Origin of the sequence: Oliverpabstia intestinalis, from assembly GCF_009696065.1 — a bacterium.
GTDB lineage: Bacteria > Bacillota > Clostridia > Lachnospirales > Lachnospiraceae > Oliverpabstia > Oliverpabstia intestinalis.
This window is the reverse complement of record NZ_VUMS01000040.1, coordinates 1-15,414: the sequence shown is the minus strand read 5'-3', so window position 1 is coordinate 15,414 and position 15,414 is coordinate 1. Positions and strand designations below refer to the sequence as shown.

Here is a 15,414-nt window from a genome sequence, read left to right as displayed (position 1 = left end):
CCGGTCCTTTCTGGATGATCTGTTACCGTGGTCACCAAATCTGCCGGACGGGATTCGAAAGAATTGATAACCAGGGCTGCCGTAAGGCGGCTCTTAATTTTGGAGGTACTCGCTATTGAGCGTGTACCGAAGGACGCCTTCCAGAATAGGCAATATTCCATCGCAAAACAGGCGGCAGAACCGCCTGCTCTTGACATGCGTTTTTGTAACTGTTATATATAAACAAAGGGCGAAAAGCTAATATATCAAGCCTTTCGCCCATCATTATCATAGAAGAATCTTATTTACAGACTTTTCTTCATAGTCTCTTCCCAACAGCCGTTCAGCCCTTTTTCTTTACAACAGTTATAGTTTTTGCACCAGCCGTGGCTTTCACAGCTTCCGTCTTGGCAACCTACACAGCCTTTATTTTCGGAACAAACGCAACACGCTAGACCACAAAATGCAATAGCTTTCATTATTGTGCCGCCTCCCATTCTGCTGTGAATTGTCTGATTGTTTGCTGACGGTTGGCACGATCATCACTTACTGCTCTCGTTGCGATCTCAAAGAGCTTATCGCTGAGCTGCCACTTTTCCTGTGTGCGGTTATACTCTCCAAAGAGCGCAAAAGCGGTAGCACCAAGAGTATAGACGTTCGTAATTTCATCAATATCGGCTCCGAGCTGATGTTCTTCCGGGGATTGGAAGCGAGAGCTGCCCCACATATGTCCCATATCGTTGACACACGGTTGTTTGCGGAAAAGGTCAATATCGCAGATTGTAGTCTTTCCGTTCACAAAATCATACATAATGCTGCCGTCATAAAAATCTATGGCTACATAATTGCGCGAGACAACACATTCCAAGAAGCTCAATATGTCGCTGAACACAGCGAGCCTGTCATTGATGGGAAGCTGAATAAAGCGACGATATGCCGCGGGGTACATTCTGCCCATACAATCGCCATCAGCCCACTTGAATACCATAGCGAACCCGTCGCCAATTTCCTTGGCTTCAATAAGCTCAATCAGATTCTCGTGCTTCAGATCGCTGTAAATCGGGAGAGTAGCTTTCAATCTGGAGATAGCATCTGCAGGATCGCCGCCGTACTGCTCGGTAGGAGCACCGGCGAACTTTACAAAATAACGCTGACCGTCTTTTTCAGTACCAAAGCAGATGTTTCCGGAATCCTGGTCATCGTAAACCTTGAACACCGTTCCATACTCTTTCATAAAGCTGAAATCAAAAGTACTTTTCAGCTTGAAAGGAATCCCGTCGATGTACTGCAGATAATACCCTTTGAAATACCATGTCGGCACAGGATTACGCATATTATCGTACCAAGACAGAACCTCCTTGGCTTGGTTCAGCATGGTGTTCACTTCGTCCTGTCCGAACGGAATCGCCCAATATACAGATGAGAGAGTATTGCTTGAAATGTAAAGAGCAAGCAATCTCCAAAACTCCATAGGTACGTTATTATCAAAGTATCCGTTTACCATACCGGAAGCAAAGAGAGGAGCTTTCTGAGCGCACCAAACAATGCGGTTAAATTCTTCCCACGGATCACCGTAATCGTTACGGTTAAAGTCGATAACGTGGAGCTGACCGCCTCTGTCGATCATCATATTGCCGATGTGGTAATCGCCGTGCTGATATACCTGCGGTCTGTTTTTCAGCAAATGACGGTTCTCGTTTATGTAGTCGATAAATGCCTGTCCGTTCTCATACTTGATGGGGCACTCAGCGTACTTTTTGATCTTATAATCCATTTTGCGGTTAAAACGGATTTCCCAATCCTCCTGCGTTGCAGGAGCAGGAATGGAGTGAATCTTGCGAAGAATACGTCCTGCTTCCAAGCCATATACATATTGCTCGGTATCAGAATAGCCCGACATGACCTGTTCTGCATCTTCGCCGTCAATCCAACTTTGAATGGAATAAACGCCATCCTCACAAATGCCAAATTCAATGGGCTGGCACATAGGCACTCCAAAAGAAGCGACCTGTTTCATCATATTAAACTCAGACTGCTTTGTGTCGTGCTGTGCAATATCGGAAACACGCAAAAGATACCGTGTGCCGTTTTCGTCGGTAACACAGTATTTTTTATCACTCGACCAGCCTTTGTTTATTGGTTCTTTCGTTACAAAATTCATATCTTTTCTCCGTAGCTCTATCTGCCAAACACCTTGACATCACCGAGCAGTTTAAGGTTTCCATTACCCACGAGAATTGCGCCAGCTCGCACAGCGGTTGCGTACACGGTTTTACCACGTTCAGCAAGTACCCGTTGTATCGACTCATCCTGTTCCGAAGTCCCCTCATAGTGAACTTCCAAATAAAACTCATTACACCTACGAATATGTACATCATTTTAGAACACGAAGAGAAAAATACAATGACTTTTCTATCCGACTAAAAATGGTTAATTCTAAGCGGCTTTAGGTGGTCAATTTTCCCCGCCCCTAACAAAAGTATTATTTTGTGTATATTCTATCTTGTTTTGTTTATGGTGCATACACATACTAAACGGTAAAATTAAAGCAAATTTAGATATCATTTGTGACAAAGCGCACTTCAAGTTTATCAGGGCGTGAATAACTTTCTGTATATTCAACTAAATTACCATTTTCATCGTATCCTATGAATTCAATATAGTTGACGATAGAGGTGGCACTTGGAAGATGAAGGTGTTTTTGAAGTTTTTCGCCAGCTTCTACCATCATCATTGTCTCATTAAATTTTACAGGCAAATGATTTTTGGATTTCATATAATCATAAAGCGATATGTGCTCAAAATTGTAATTATCGATATCTGAAAAAAAATGAATAGGAACATAGGTAAACTCAATTGCAAGAGGTTCCTTGTTTCCAAGACGAATTCGATGAATACCGTATATTTCATCTTCTTCAGAAAGTCCAAGTTTATCTGCAAAGTATTTTCTGTTTTTGATTATACCTGTGCCTAAGCATTTATTGGAAATTTCAATACCAAAGTTACGAACTAAAGAGGTAAAGCTGGCATTTTTTGATTCATTTAGTACTCCTAAAGCAACTCGATTTTGTTCGGGTTTGCGGACAAAAGTTCCCTTTCCGTGAACGCGAATTAAGTAATGTTGGCTAATTAATTCGTCAAAGATGTCATGAATCAAATACCGACTTACACTATACATTGTTGCAAAATCCCGTTCGCTAGGAAGCAATTCCCCAGGAAGATATTCCTGTGTTTTAATTTTTGTAATGATACTAGATTTTATTTGTGCGGCTAATACATCATCATTGCTCATAAAACTACCTCCCTGATAAAACCAAAACGATCAATTAGCATATTATTTTCAAAAAAGACTGCAAGATGTCCTTGTTTATCATACATGAGCCCTTTATATTTCATTAAAGGGCTATCAACAGGAATATTTAAAATTTGAGCAGTCTTTGTGTCTGCGTAAAGTAAGGTGACTTTTTGATTCGATTTTGCCAAGGTTATTTGACAATTGTTTGTAATCAAATCAATTGCAGGAGCAGAAGCAGCAATTTGTTGGGTGAGATCTGGATAGATATATTCAGGAATATAAGTTGTATTGATACAAATTAGTTGAGTACCATCTGAATAAAGCCAAACAATTTTGTATATTTTCGATTTTTCAGGAAGTAACATTTCGCTTGCAAGATAGTTATCTGCTTCTATTTTTTTGAAATCATATAATTCGTAAGTTAATTGTCCGCTATCTTCCTCTGAATGTAAGGAAAAATTACGAATGGATTGTAAAATGCGTTTAGGCGCTACGTAATAACCACTTCTTGGTTTTGAGATAATTGTTTTATCTTGAAGTAACAGATTCAAGGCTCCACGAACAGTTAAGCGTTGTACATGAAACAGCTCTGCCAGCTTTCGTTCCGAAGGCAGTTTGTCACCTGGAAGATAGTGTTCTTCCTTTAGCATGTATTTGATTTCTTTTGATAATGCAACATCTAAAGTTAATAAATTTTTTTTCATAAGAACTCCTAATATTATAATTTACCGATAAATTATAATCAAATTATACGTTGTCAGTTCTTAAAAAGCAAATGGAAAGGAAAAAAGAAATGAATAAATAAAAAATAAATATAAAAACTGGTATAGTAAATTTGAAATGTGTTTCATACCAGAATAAAAGAAATAAATGCATTGTATACAAATAAATGCATTTATATTTATAAAAATACAACAATATTCAATATTCTTTACGTGAAGTATTGAAAAAATAAAAAAAAACTGGTATATTAAATTTAAAAATAGTCACCAATACAAAGGAAGGGAAAGGGAAAAACACTATGTTGAAATTTAATGAACAGAAACAGATTGAAAGTGTGAATGGAGCGCTTGCTCTGAGAAATCAAATTAATGAATTGATTGATGGAATTTGTAAAGAAGGATACAAGAATATTTGTTGGCTCGGTATCGGTGGAACATATGCATCTTGCCTCCAGGCAGAGGTCCATATGAAAGAAAAATCAGAACTTTCATTTTTTGTTGAAAACGCAGCAGAGTATTTGACAACTGGAAATAAAAAAGTTGGAGAAGGAACTATTGTAATTATTTCGTCTGTTACAGGAACAACTTCTGAAATCGTAGATGGAGTAAAAAAAGCACAGAAGAGTGGAGCAAGGGTGATTGGTTTTATTGATGTTGCTACTGCAGAACTTGCAAAACTTGTAGACTATGTGATTACATATCCTGCCAATGAACAATTGAAATTTTATATGGTAGCAGATAGATTTATGTACAATGCAGGAGAATTTCCAGAATATGAGGATTTATACAAGGAGTTGGATCAGTATTTGGCAACTGCACTTGTGGAAGTTGAAAAGGAAGCAGATGCTTTCGGAGAAGAATTTGCAAATCGTCATAAGGACGACAAAATTCATTATTTTGTTGGGGCTGGGAACCAGTATGGTGCCACATATTCTTATGCAATGTGTTATTGGGAAGAACAGCATTGGATTCGTACAAAATCTATCCACAGTGCAGAATTTTTCCATGGAACGTTAGAAGTAATTGACAAAGATACACCAGTTACAGTATTTATTGGGGAAGATTCTCAGAGATCGTTGAGCGAGCGCGTTGCAAACTTCTTGCCACGCATTTGTGGAAAATACAATATTATTGATACCAAGAAATTTGAATTAAAAGGAATTAGTCCAGAGTACAGAGGATATATATCACATTTAGTGATGCATGCGGTAACACAGAGAATTGATGCACATATGGAAAAAGTCAATTGTCATCCTATGGAAATCAGAAGATATTACAGACGTCTGGACTATTAAGGTGGCAAAATGGACAGAAAGATAAGAGTAGCAGCAATAGGAGATAATTGTATTGATTATTATGATTCATTGAATGAATCATATCCAGGGGGAAACCCAGTGAATGTTGCTGTATACATAAAACGATTAGGTGGAGAAAGTTCTTATACAGGTGCTGTTGGAAATGATTCATTCGGAAAAATCATGATAAGTGCAATTCAAAATAAAGGAGTCGATACTTCTCATATTCAAGTGCTGGATGGAAAAACCGCAGTTACACATGTTGACATTGTAGATGGAGATAGAGTGTTTGGAAAATATGAAGAAGGTGTTTTGGCAGACTTTAAGCTAAGAGAACAAGACATTTCCTTTATAAAGAAACATGATTTAGCGGTTACAGGAATTTGGGGAATGATTGAAGATGAGCTTCCACTTATTTCGAAAGAAATTCCAGTTGCATTTGATTTTGCAAATAAATTTGCAAATCCAATTGTTGAGAAAGCGATTCCATATGTGACATATGCATTCTTCTCTTTTGACGAGGAATCACGTAATGAGTTTAGACAGAAATATCATAGCATGGGCTTAAAAGAAAAAGAAAATTGTACGGAACAATTAAAGGAATTCATGAAAGCAATGCAACGAAAAGGACCTAAAGTCATTATTGCAACATTGGGGAAAAATGGAAGCATTGGGTATGATGGAAATTCTTGGTATCGATTTGGAATCATAGAGTGTAAAGTTGTTGATACAATGGGTGCAGGCGACAGTTTTATTGCCGGATTTTTATATGGGATTTTGAATGGATTGAATGTTCAAGATTCGATGGAAGCAGGAGCTCAGAATAGTGCGGTAACAATAGGGTATCAAGGGGCATGGTAGAAGGAGAATATAACAAATGAGAAAAAAATAGTGGCAATTTTATTGACAGCTGCGATGGTAATGGGTATTGCAGCATGCGGAAATCAAAGTGAAAGCAATAAAGAGGCAAAAAAAGACGATAATACAATTACAGTATGGTGTTGGGACAAAACATTTAATATTTTTGCAATGGAAGAAGCTGCAAAAATTTATCAAGAAGATCATCAAGATGTGAAAATTGATATTGTCGAAGTTGGAGATGTATGGAATGCTTATGTTGGCAGTCTTAATATGTACATTGCCTACCGCCTTAGAGCGTGTCTGAAAAATCATTTCCGCAATCTGCAAACATATCAATGTATTATGACGCAAAAGAAATAAGATTCCGTAATAGGGAGGAACTCACATTGAAATCAAAGGCAAAGACATTTTTAATTGATATTTTACTTGATATTGTAGGTGGTTGTTTCATTGCGATTGGAGTCTATAATTTTGCAGTGGCATCTGGATTTCCGGTAGCAGGTATATCAGGTATTGCAATCGTGTTTTATTATTTTTGGAAAATTCCAATTGGTACAATGACGACAATTTTGAATATTCCAATTATTTTAATTTGTTACAAGTTGTTGGGAAAACAATTTTTTTTAAGATCAATAAAGACAATGTTAATTTCTAATATACTGATGGACTGGGTTGTTCCATTGTTTCCAGTTTACCAAGGTGATATGATGTTATCCTGTATTTGTATGAGTGTATTCTCAGGAATCGGATATGCATTAATTTACATGAGAGATACCTCTACAGGTGGAGCAGATTTTGTTTTGATGGCAATACACAAGGCAAAGCCACATATTTCTGTAGGAAAAATTATCATTGTTATGGATTTTATTATTGTAATTATTGGTGGAATTCTGATGCATGGAAACATTGATAAGATTATTTATGGATTAATTGGAACGTATATTCTATCATTTGTCGTAGATAAGCTAATGTATGGCGTTGATGCTGGAAAACTTGCTTTGATTGTAACAGAAAAGGGACCACAAATTGCGGCAAAAATTGATGAGCTATCACAACGAGGGGCAACTTTGATTAAGGCAGAAGGAAGTTATACAGGACGTGAAAAAGAAGTATTAATGTGTGCATGTAACAATAAAGAAATGCATACGATTCAAGAAGCTGTAAAGAAAGTAGATTCATCCGCGTTTCTTGTTACAATGGAATCGAATGAAGTGCGTGGAAAAGGATTCAAGCCAATATAATATAAAAATTAAGAAGTTCTAGAGCCTTTTTCAGACACGCTCTAGCATGGATCGGTATAAGATTGGATCCGGAACATTATCTTTGATTATGGAACGTTATCACGCGGGAGGAATTCCGATTGAAGAACTCCAGATGATGCCACCAAAAGAGGTGGAATTACTTTTTATCCTCAGAAAAATATTAAAAAGAAGGATATTCCACTTCCAGATTTCCAGTACTACTATGATAGGATTCATGCCCAAAACAGTCGAGTAAATATCTCTTACTGCTTAATGTTTATGTGCTCGGACAAAGTGATGTAAAAACGACAATAAAAGTATGCAACCATGTAGATATGGAAAGAACAAAACGTGAGCTTGCGCGGGTTGAAAAATGGGAAAAAGATAATGCCGATGGTTACACCAAAATTTACACCAATTTGCAGTAATCATATAAAGAGTAGTGTGGATTTATGTGGATATTACACAAAATCATTGTGAAAAACAGCTAAAAAATATACTTGTATGCAGACTTATAATGAGTTATAATGAACAAGAATTTAAGGATAATTCTTCGGGGCGGGGTGTGATTCCCCACCGGCGGTATAGTCCGCGACCCATGGAAACATGGCTGAACCGGTGTGATTCCGGTACCGACAGTATAGTCTGGATGAGAGAAGAGTGCAGCGTGTGTAAGCGTAAAATATAGATTTTCTGATTTTATATCAGGAAAGAAAAAGCACAGAGAGAACACCCCGGAAAGGATTTACTTTCCGGGGTTTTTTTACGCGAGCAACGAGCCAAAGTCCGTGCCTGCACGAGACCTTGGCGACTGCCGCAATAGCTTGAGAAACGCGCGAAGCGTGTTTCTCATAGTTTTGTGTCAGGCTGCAGAAACCGGGAATTTCCTTTTGAGAAAGAAAGGAGATTGAAGAAAATGAACAACACAACAACTAAAGCAGCAGAGACTGCGAAAAAGGCCGGAACTACGAGAAATACAGGTGTCAGAACCATGGTGCAGATTGCCATGCTGGCGGCTGTAGCTACTGTTTTGATGCTCTGGGAGGTACCGCTTCCGTTTATTGCACCGAGTTTTTATAAGATGGATCTGAGTGAAGTGCCGATCATGATCGGGGCGTTTGCGATGGGACCGCTGGCAGCGGCAGTGATCGAACTGATCAAGATTCTGCTGAACTTTGTCCTGAACGGAACAACGACCGCAGGTGTGGGAGAACTTGGTAACTTTATCATGGGATGCGCACTGGTTATGCCGGCCGGCTTTATTTATAAACAGGCAAAAACAAAGAAACATGCAATCATCGGTATGGCAACCGGAATCGTATGCATGGCAGTGGCCAGTGCTCTGGTGAATGGTCTGTTACTGCTTCCGGCTTACGGAAAAGCATTTGGTATGCCGGTGGATACCTTTGTGGAGATGGGAGCAGCCATCATTCCGGCGATCCACAGTCTGACAACGTTCTGCCTTTTCAGCGTTGCACCGTTTAATATTATAAAAGGTATTGTAGTTTCCCTGATAACTCTGGTATTATATAAACATATCAGCCGGTTGTTAAAAGGCTCTCAGGCATAATCGATCCGTCCTGTACAAGGAGCCTCCGACCGGGGTGGGAGGAATACCAGATGGGAAAAATCAATAAAGTAAACAAACAGACAACCAATCCATATCTGAATCTCTATGATCTGGATGTCGTGAATAAAGTAGGACGGGAAGGACACTATTATGTGGCATCCCGGGCGAAGACTGAGGATGACCTGAAACTGAGCCATGCAGAAAATAATGATCCGGACGGTGTGGCCATCTACAGTCTCTACGGAGAAAAGAAAGACAGGGTAGTACTGATCCGACAGTTCCGTTATCCGCTGGGTGGTTATGTGTATGAACTGCCGGCCGGACTGGTGGATCCGGGAGAGAATTATCACACCGCAGCGATCCGGGAACTGAAAGAAGAGACCGGACTGAAACTGGAGCCGATCGTGGTGGATGACATATATCAGAAGCCTTATTATACATCCGTCGGGATGACCGATGAGTGCTGCGGAACGGTTTACGGATATGCTTCCGGCGAGATCAGTAAAAAATACATGGAAGACAGCGAGGAAATCGAAGTGGTTCTGGCAGACCGGAAAGAAGTGGCACGGATCCTGAAAGAAGAGCGGGTGGCGCTTCTGTGCGCCTATATGATGATGCACTTTCTTCACGATGAAGAACCCTTTGCGTTCTTACATGCCAAAGAAAAATAAATCCGTACCAGGTGCATAAAGCGGGGCAGTAATATTCACGAAAAAGAGACAGAGGAGAAAAAATATTATGGAATACTGGGATATCTACGATGAAAAGAAACAGAGAACCGGTCGCACGATGAAGAGAAACGACTGGAACATGAAGCCGGATGAGTTTCACCTGACGGTGCTTGGCGTGCTGAAACGTCCGGATGGCCGTTATCTGATCACCCAGAGAAAGCTGGACAAAGAATGGGGTGCCGGCTGGTGGGAAGTACCGGGAGGCGGAGTCAACGCGGGAGAAGATTCCAGAGACGCAGTGATCCGAGAGATCCGCGAGGAGACCGGAATTGATGTGAGTCAGGCTGCAGGCGGCTACGCATTTTCCTATAAACGGGTGAATCCGGAGGAAAAAAACAACTATTTTGTGGATATCTACAAATTTATTCTGGACTTTGTGGATAACGATGTGAAAGTACAGCCGGAGGAAGTGGAAGGCTTTAAGATCGCCACACTCGAAGAGATCCGGGCATTTGCCCAGGAAGGGATTTTCCTGCATTATGAAAGTATGAAAGAAGTATTCGACTAGAGCGTGTTTGAAAAATCATTTCCGCAATCTGCAAGCCCCACTTTGCGGTATATTTTACCCTCATTCGGTTGCCGTAGCCCGCTACGCCGCCCTCATTCGGATAAAATCTCCCACAAACTGGGACTCGCAGCTCACGAAAAGCCTTTTTCAAACACGCTCTAGAGCGTGTCTGAAAAAATATAAGAAGCAGTTATTTCTGTACAAAAGTAAGAGTACAGAAATAACTGCTTTTTTTACTTTACAGGAAAGAACTATCATCCCGCACAGAAAACAGCTCATGAAGATGGATACGATGGCATCCGGGGGACAGAATCGGTGATGTTGGTAAATACATACAAAAAACAAAGATGAAAATTATGCTTTTTGGCACTGGATTTTTCAGGAAAAAAGATATAAACTCAACTTATGATTAAGATACAATTAAAAGTAAAAAACGAAACTCAATGTATCCACAGAAGAAAAAGATTTATGTGGATAACAGATAACAGAAAAAAGAAAGAGGAGGATATTTACCATGAAATTAACACTGGATGGAATCAAAGATCGTCAGGCATGGGAAAAAGCAGGTATCAAACTGCCGGGGTACGATGTGGAAGCAGTATCGAAGAAAGCAAAAGATGCACCGGGATGGGTACATTTTGGAATCGGAAACATTTTCCGTGTTTTCATCGGTGGAATTGCAGACGGACTTCTGGAAGAAGGTGTCCTGGATCGAGGCATTACCTGTGTGGAGACCTTTGATTACGATGTGCTAGATAAGATCTATAAACCCTATGACAATCTGAGTCTGAGCGTGATCCTCCACGGTGACGGAACCAGAGAATACAAAGTTATGGGAGCGCTGGCAGAGGCGGTAAAAGCACAGTCACCCGATCCGGAACAGTGGAACCGTCTGAAGGAAATCTTCAAAGCAAAATCCCTGCAGCTGGTTTCTTTCACGATCACAGAAAAAGGCTATGCCCTGCAGAAAGCAGACGGCAGCTGGTTCCCGTTTGTGGAAGCAGATATCAACAACGGCCCGGACAGAGCCACCGGAGCAATGGCGGTTCTGACAGCGATGTTATATGAACGTTATAAAGCAGGAAAATATCCGATCGCTCTGGTTTCCATGGATAATTGCTCCAAAAACGGCGCGAAACTGCGGGAGTCTGTACTGACGATGACCGAAGAATGGAAGAAACACGGTTTTGTGGAGCAGGATTTTATGGATTATGTGAGTGATGAAAGCATAGTTGCCTTCCCGTGGACGATGATCGACAAGATCACCCCACGTCCGAGTGAACAGATTGCAGCAGATCTGGAAGCGATTGGTGTAGAAGATATGCAGCCGGTGATCACCGGAAAGAAGACCTATATTGCTCCGTTTGTCAATGCGGAGAAACCACAGTATCTGGTCATTGAAGACAGCTTCCCGAACGGTCGCCCGGCACTGGAAAAGGGATTTGGCGTATATATGGCGGACAGAGAAACCGTGAATCTGTCTGAACGCATGAAAGTGACAGTATGTCTGAATCCGGTACATTCTGCCACCGGTCCGCTGGGTGTGGTACAGGGATATGAACTGTTTGCGCATATGTTAAATACAAACGAAGACATGATGAAGATGGCACGGATGATCGCCTACGACGAAGGCCTTCCGGTCGTTCCGAACCCGGGCATCCTTTCCCCGCAGGCATTTGTGGATGAACTGTTTCATGACCGGTTCCCGAATGAATATCTGGGTGATACCAACATGCGTCTGTCAGTAGATGTATCTCAGATGGTTGGTATCCGCTTTGGCGAAACCATCAAGGCTTATGTAAAGAGATTCGGAGATGCTTCCCGGCTGACTGCTATTCCCCTTGGAATAGCCGGATGGCTGCGCTACATGCTGGGTGTAGACGACGAAGGAAATACATATGAGCTTGCTCCGGATCCTATGAACGAAGAGATTCAGGAACAGTTCAAAGATATCGTGGTTGGAAAACCGGAGACTTTTACGAATCAGCTGAAATCGATTCTTTCCAACGAAAGACTGTTTTTCACAGACCTGTATAAAGACGGTGTGGGAGAAAAAATTGAGACCATGTTCCGTGAGATGCTTGCGGGACCGGGAGCTGTGAAAGCTACGATCCATAAATATGTAAACCAATAAAATAATGAAAAAGAGAAAAGGACTGCTGTTCGGTAGGATATTATTCTGCCGGCAGCAGTCTTTTTGATTGCCTTACATACCAATAATTGGTCCGGTGGATCAATTTTGATTTACACGGGCAATGAGCCAAAGTCCGTGCCTGCACGAAAAACTCGCGGAGAGTGTTTCTCATAGTTCAAGCTGTGTGGATAGGACATCCGGGGAAAAAGTAAACGGGAAAAAACTGCTTCCATATATTGTAGTAGAATGAAAAATCATCAGGAACGGAACATGAATAATCAGAAAACCGGCAACACTTTAAATCTTGCTCTCGATGCCACATCCAGGGAACGGGAAGCATCGATGAATCTGAACGCAGGGTATGAAAAAGACACACAGAGGTGGAAGCTGATCATTCGTTACTTCGGGGCGGCATCGGAGCTTGAGACGGATGAGATTGTTATTACACCCCTTCTTGGAAATTATGGAATTGCAGATATTCCACAGGATCAGATCGAAGGGTTTGCACAGAATCCGGCGGTAGAGTATATCGAAGCACCGAAGAGATTGTATTTTGCTGCATATGAAGGCAGGCAGACTTCCTGTGTGAATCCGGCCCAGAATCAGTCGCCGTATCTGTTTGGTAAAGGGATTCTGATTGCCTGTATCGATTCGGGCGTGGATTATACGCATCCGGACTTTCGGAACGAGGATGGATCCACACGGATCCTGCGGCTGTGGGATCAGTCGATCCCGGGCAATCCCCCCAAAGGGTATCGGATCGGCAGTGAGTACACACGGGAGCAGATCAATCGGGCACTGGAAGCGAATACGATGGCAGAAAGAGAGGCGCTGGTTCCAAGCATAGATACGAGCGGTCACGGGACGGCTGTACTGGGGATTGCAGCGGGAAATGGAAGAGAAAGTCAGGGAACGGAGCGTGGCGTAGCGCCGGAGAGCAGTCTGCTGGTGGTGAAGCTGGGGATCCGGGATCCGAATGGATTCCCCAGAACCACAGAACTGATGCAGGGGGTGGACTATGCGATCCGTACTGCACAGGAGCTTCAGATGCCGGTGGTGATCAATCTGAGCTTCGGAAACAGTTATGGAGCACATAACGGAACCTCTCTGGTGGAAACGTATCTGAATCAGGCAGTTGGGTATGGTCGTGTGACACTCTGTGTGGGAACCGGTAATGAAGGAAATCGGGCAGGGCATACGGCGGGCCGCGTACGACAGGGAGAAAATTATGAGGCAGAACTGGGGATCGGAACTTATGAACCGGCTATGAACCTGCAGATCTGGAAAAACTATCAGGATCAGATGGAGATTGCCCTGGTACATCCGGACGGAACGATTATCGGTCCGCTGGAACAGACGCTGGGAACACAGAGATACCGGCATGCCGGAACACAGCTTCTGATTTATTATGGAAAACCGTCTCCTTACAGCACTTCGCAGGAAATCTACATCGATTTTCTTCCCACAGAAAGTTATATTGACAGCGGCATCTGGCGTATACATCTGATTCCGCGCCGTATCCTGCAGGGAGAATTCTCCATGTGGCTTCCCGGTGGAAAAACAGTAGGGGAAGCCACCCGCTTCTACCGCCCGACCCCGGAAACCACACTTACGATTCCCTCCACCGCGCTGTCTGCCATCTCCGTAGCAGCCTACGATTCCCGCCGCCAGTCCTACGCCGATTTCTCCGGCCGCGGTTACACCCGCCTCCCTGTTCAGATCAAACCGGACCTTGCCGCTCCGGGCGTCGATATCCGTGCACCACGTCCGGGCGGTGGTTATCAGACGGTTACGGGAACCTCCTTTGCAACACCCTTTGTCAGCGGAGCGGCAGCACTTCTGATGGAATGGGGGATTGTGCGGGGAAATGACCCGTATCTGTATGGGGAGAAGGTGAAGAGTTATCTGATCAACGGAGCAAAACAGCTGCCCGGGGAGACGGAGTGGCCGAATGAGAGGGTGGGATGGGGAGCACTTTGTATAGCTCAGAGCATTCCCAAATAAGTTATACTGCATAGAGATTGATTTCATAAAAATTATATCGTATGATACAATTGTAATTTGAACGAGATATATACGGAGGAATATGCATGGAAAATGAAATAGTATTATTTGAAACAGAAGATCATGAAGTCAAGTTAAATGTTCCAGTGGAAAATAATACAGTATGGCTGAACAGAAAGCAACTGGCAGAATTGTTTGGCAGAGATGTTAAGACGATAAGAAAGCATATTAATAATGCTTTAAAGGAAGAGTTGGATAATTCAGTTGTCGCAAATTTTGCGACAACTGCTGTTAATCTTTCTATGGTCTATGTTTATTATGAGATAGGAAGAATGATTGTAGAGGAAGAACAGCGTGGAGAACAGAGGGCGGCATATGGCACGCAACTCTTAAAGGAATTGTCTACATATCTGACGAAGAATTATGGAAAGGGATTTTCTGTTGCAAATTTAAAAAATGTTCGGCAGTTTTATAAAGTTTATTCAAAGGATCAGATTGGCGAAACAGTGTTTTGCCAATTTGAGAATCTTCCGATAAAAAGGTGAATACAAGGCTGAAAGTGCTGACTGCAAAAGACGACAGGAGCAGATCAAGGCTCATAACCAACAGAACTATGAGAAGTACCATGAAGGACAGATGAGCCGGGAGGAGTTCCTGAGTGAAAAGAAGCAGTTAGAGGAAGAAAGAGAGCGCCTGCAAAGACGAAAGAAGGAACTGGAAGAAATGATCAGCGGCGAGAAAGAAATCTTGCTGAAGAAAAATATTCCGGTGGAGTAGATGATGGAGTATCTGGGGGATGAGAAATTGACAGAGGAGACGCTTGAAAAGTATGTGAAGGGGATATATGTGTATGACGATGGATGGGTGGAGTTGGAGTGGAAAGCACTAAGTGATAATTAAAAAGGTGTTAATTAAGAAAAAAATACGCCAAAAGCAATGGGGTAAGTGGTAGTGTAAAAAAGTTTGTGTTTCTGGTAAAAAATGGCTCCTTTTTGGTAAGAATTCAGATATGACAATTCTTATCGAAAAGGAGTATTTTTATGGCAGTTGCAAAGGAACAAATTCGACAGATTA

General features: G+C 41.9%; 17 protein-coding genes and 1 riboswitch. Of the genes, 13 read left to right on the top strand and 4 right to left on the bottom strand.

Going from position 1 to position 15,414, the window contains the following annotated elements:
* Positions 1–457: 457 nt before the first annotated feature.
* The 3 genes from FYJ57_RS15560 to FYJ57_RS13765 form a co-directional block, all read right to left on the bottom strand.
* Positions 458–2,140, bottom strand: coding sequence for an aminoglycoside phosphotransferase family protein (locus FYJ57_RS15560; RefSeq protein ID WP_235904591.1), 1,683 nt, complete (start codon positions 2,138–2,140; stop codon positions 458–460).
* Between the two features lie 393 nt (positions 2,141–2,533).
* Positions 2,534–3,271 carry a GntR family transcriptional regulator gene (locus FYJ57_RS13770; protein WP_004074337.1) on the bottom strand — a complete coding sequence of 246 codons (738 nt, stop codon included), beginning with the start codon at positions 3,269–3,271 and terminating at the stop codon, positions 2,534–2,536.
* On the bottom strand, positions 3,268–3,978 hold the full coding sequence (locus tag FYJ57_RS13765) for a GntR family transcriptional regulator (RefSeq protein WP_154433107.1): 711 nt from the start codon (positions 3,976–3,978) through the stop codon (positions 3,268–3,270). The genes FYJ57_RS13770 and FYJ57_RS13765 overlap by 4 nt, the downstream gene beginning before the upstream one ends.
* 317 nt (positions 3,979–4,295) lie before the next feature.
* On the opposite strand from FYJ57_RS13765, the gene FYJ57_RS13760 reads away from it, so the two are divergent.
* The 7 genes from FYJ57_RS13760 to FYJ57_RS13730 all read left to right on the top strand — a co-directional run bounded on the left by FYJ57_RS13760 (position 4,296) and on the right by FYJ57_RS13730 (position 10,202).
* Positions 4,296–5,291 (top strand): SIS domain-containing protein, encoded by a 996-nt coding sequence (locus tag FYJ57_RS13760; protein ID WP_154433106.1) that lies wholly within the window; start codon positions 4,296–4,298, stop codon positions 5,289–5,291.
* A 9-nt stretch (positions 5,292–5,300) separates the two neighbouring features.
* Positions 5,301–6,152 (top strand): PfkB family carbohydrate kinase, encoded by an 852-nt coding sequence (locus FYJ57_RS13755; RefSeq protein ID WP_154433105.1) that lies wholly within the window; start codon positions 5,301–5,303, stop codon positions 6,150–6,152.
* Positions 6,153–6,182: 30 nt separating this feature from the next.
* Positions 6,183–6,512 (top strand): hypothetical protein, encoded by a 330-nt coding sequence (locus FYJ57_RS15555; RefSeq protein WP_235904590.1) that lies wholly within the window; start codon positions 6,183–6,185, stop codon positions 6,510–6,512.
* Positions 6,488–7,393, top strand: a complete 906-nt coding sequence (locus FYJ57_RS13745; protein ID WP_154433104.1) for a YitT family protein — start codon at positions 6,488–6,490, stop codon at positions 7,391–7,393. Before FYJ57_RS15555 ends, FYJ57_RS13745 begins: the two co-directional genes overlap by 25 nt.
* Before the next feature lie 545 nt (positions 7,394–7,938).
* Positions 7,939–8,058, top strand: a riboswitch (FMN riboswitch).
* Between the two features lie 251 nt (positions 8,059–8,309).
* A complete protein-coding gene (locus FYJ57_RS13740; RefSeq protein WP_118575197.1) occupies positions 8,310–8,963 on the top strand; it encodes an ECF transporter S component in 654 nt (217 codons plus the stop codon).
* Positions 8,964–9,013: 50 nt separating this feature from the next.
* Positions 9,014–9,634 (top strand): NUDIX hydrolase, encoded by a 621-nt coding sequence (locus FYJ57_RS13735; protein ID WP_154433103.1) that lies wholly within the window; start codon positions 9,014–9,016, stop codon positions 9,632–9,634.
* Positions 9,635–9,701: 67 nt separating this feature from the next.
* Complete coding sequence (locus FYJ57_RS13730) at positions 9,702–10,202, top strand: NUDIX hydrolase (protein ID WP_154433102.1); 501 nt, start codon at positions 9,702–9,704, stop codon at positions 10,200–10,202.
* Here FYJ57_RS13730 and FYJ57_RS16405 read toward each other — a convergent pair.
* Positions 10,114–10,353, bottom strand: coding sequence for a DUF6783 domain-containing protein (locus tag FYJ57_RS16405; RefSeq protein ID WP_328597495.1), 240 nt, complete (start codon positions 10,351–10,353; stop codon positions 10,114–10,116). The genes FYJ57_RS13730 and FYJ57_RS16405 overlap by 89 nt on opposite strands.
* Here FYJ57_RS16405 and FYJ57_RS16400 point away from each other — a divergent pair.
* From FYJ57_RS16400 to FYJ57_RS15675, 6 genes are all read left to right on the top strand, one after another.
* Positions 10,252–10,521 carry a DUF6783 domain-containing protein gene (locus FYJ57_RS16400; protein ID WP_328597494.1) on the top strand — a complete coding sequence of 90 codons (270 nt, stop codon included), beginning with the start codon at positions 10,252–10,254 and terminating at the stop codon, positions 10,519–10,521. The genes FYJ57_RS16405 and FYJ57_RS16400 overlap by 102 nt on opposite strands.
* A gap of 195 nt (positions 10,522–10,716) precedes the next feature.
* Positions 10,717–12,336: a mannitol dehydrogenase family protein gene (locus FYJ57_RS13725; RefSeq protein ID WP_154433101.1), complete on the top strand. Its 1,620-nt coding sequence runs from the start codon at positions 10,717–10,719 to the stop codon at positions 12,334–12,336.
* A gap of 270 nt (positions 12,337–12,606) precedes the next feature.
* Complete coding sequence (locus FYJ57_RS13720) at positions 12,607–14,340, top strand: S8 family peptidase (protein WP_154433100.1); 1,734 nt, start codon at positions 12,607–12,609, stop codon at positions 14,338–14,340.
* A gap of 86 nt (positions 14,341–14,426) precedes the next feature.
* The gene (locus FYJ57_RS13715) at positions 14,427–14,885 is read left to right on the top strand and encodes a DUF1016 N-terminal domain-containing protein (protein ID WP_154433099.1); all 459 of its coding nucleotides are present in this window, start codon (positions 14,427–14,429) and stop codon (positions 14,883–14,885) included.
* A 91-nt stretch (positions 14,886–14,976) separates the two neighbouring features.
* Positions 14,977–15,117: a hypothetical protein gene (locus tag FYJ57_RS15180; RefSeq protein ID WP_178704408.1), complete on the top strand. Its 141-nt coding sequence runs from the start codon at positions 14,977–14,979 to the stop codon at positions 15,115–15,117.
* A complete protein-coding gene (locus FYJ57_RS15675; RefSeq protein WP_268878829.1) occupies positions 15,118–15,240 on the top strand; it encodes a hypothetical protein in 123 nt (40 codons plus the stop codon).
* Positions 15,241–15,414 lie beyond the last annotated feature (174 nt).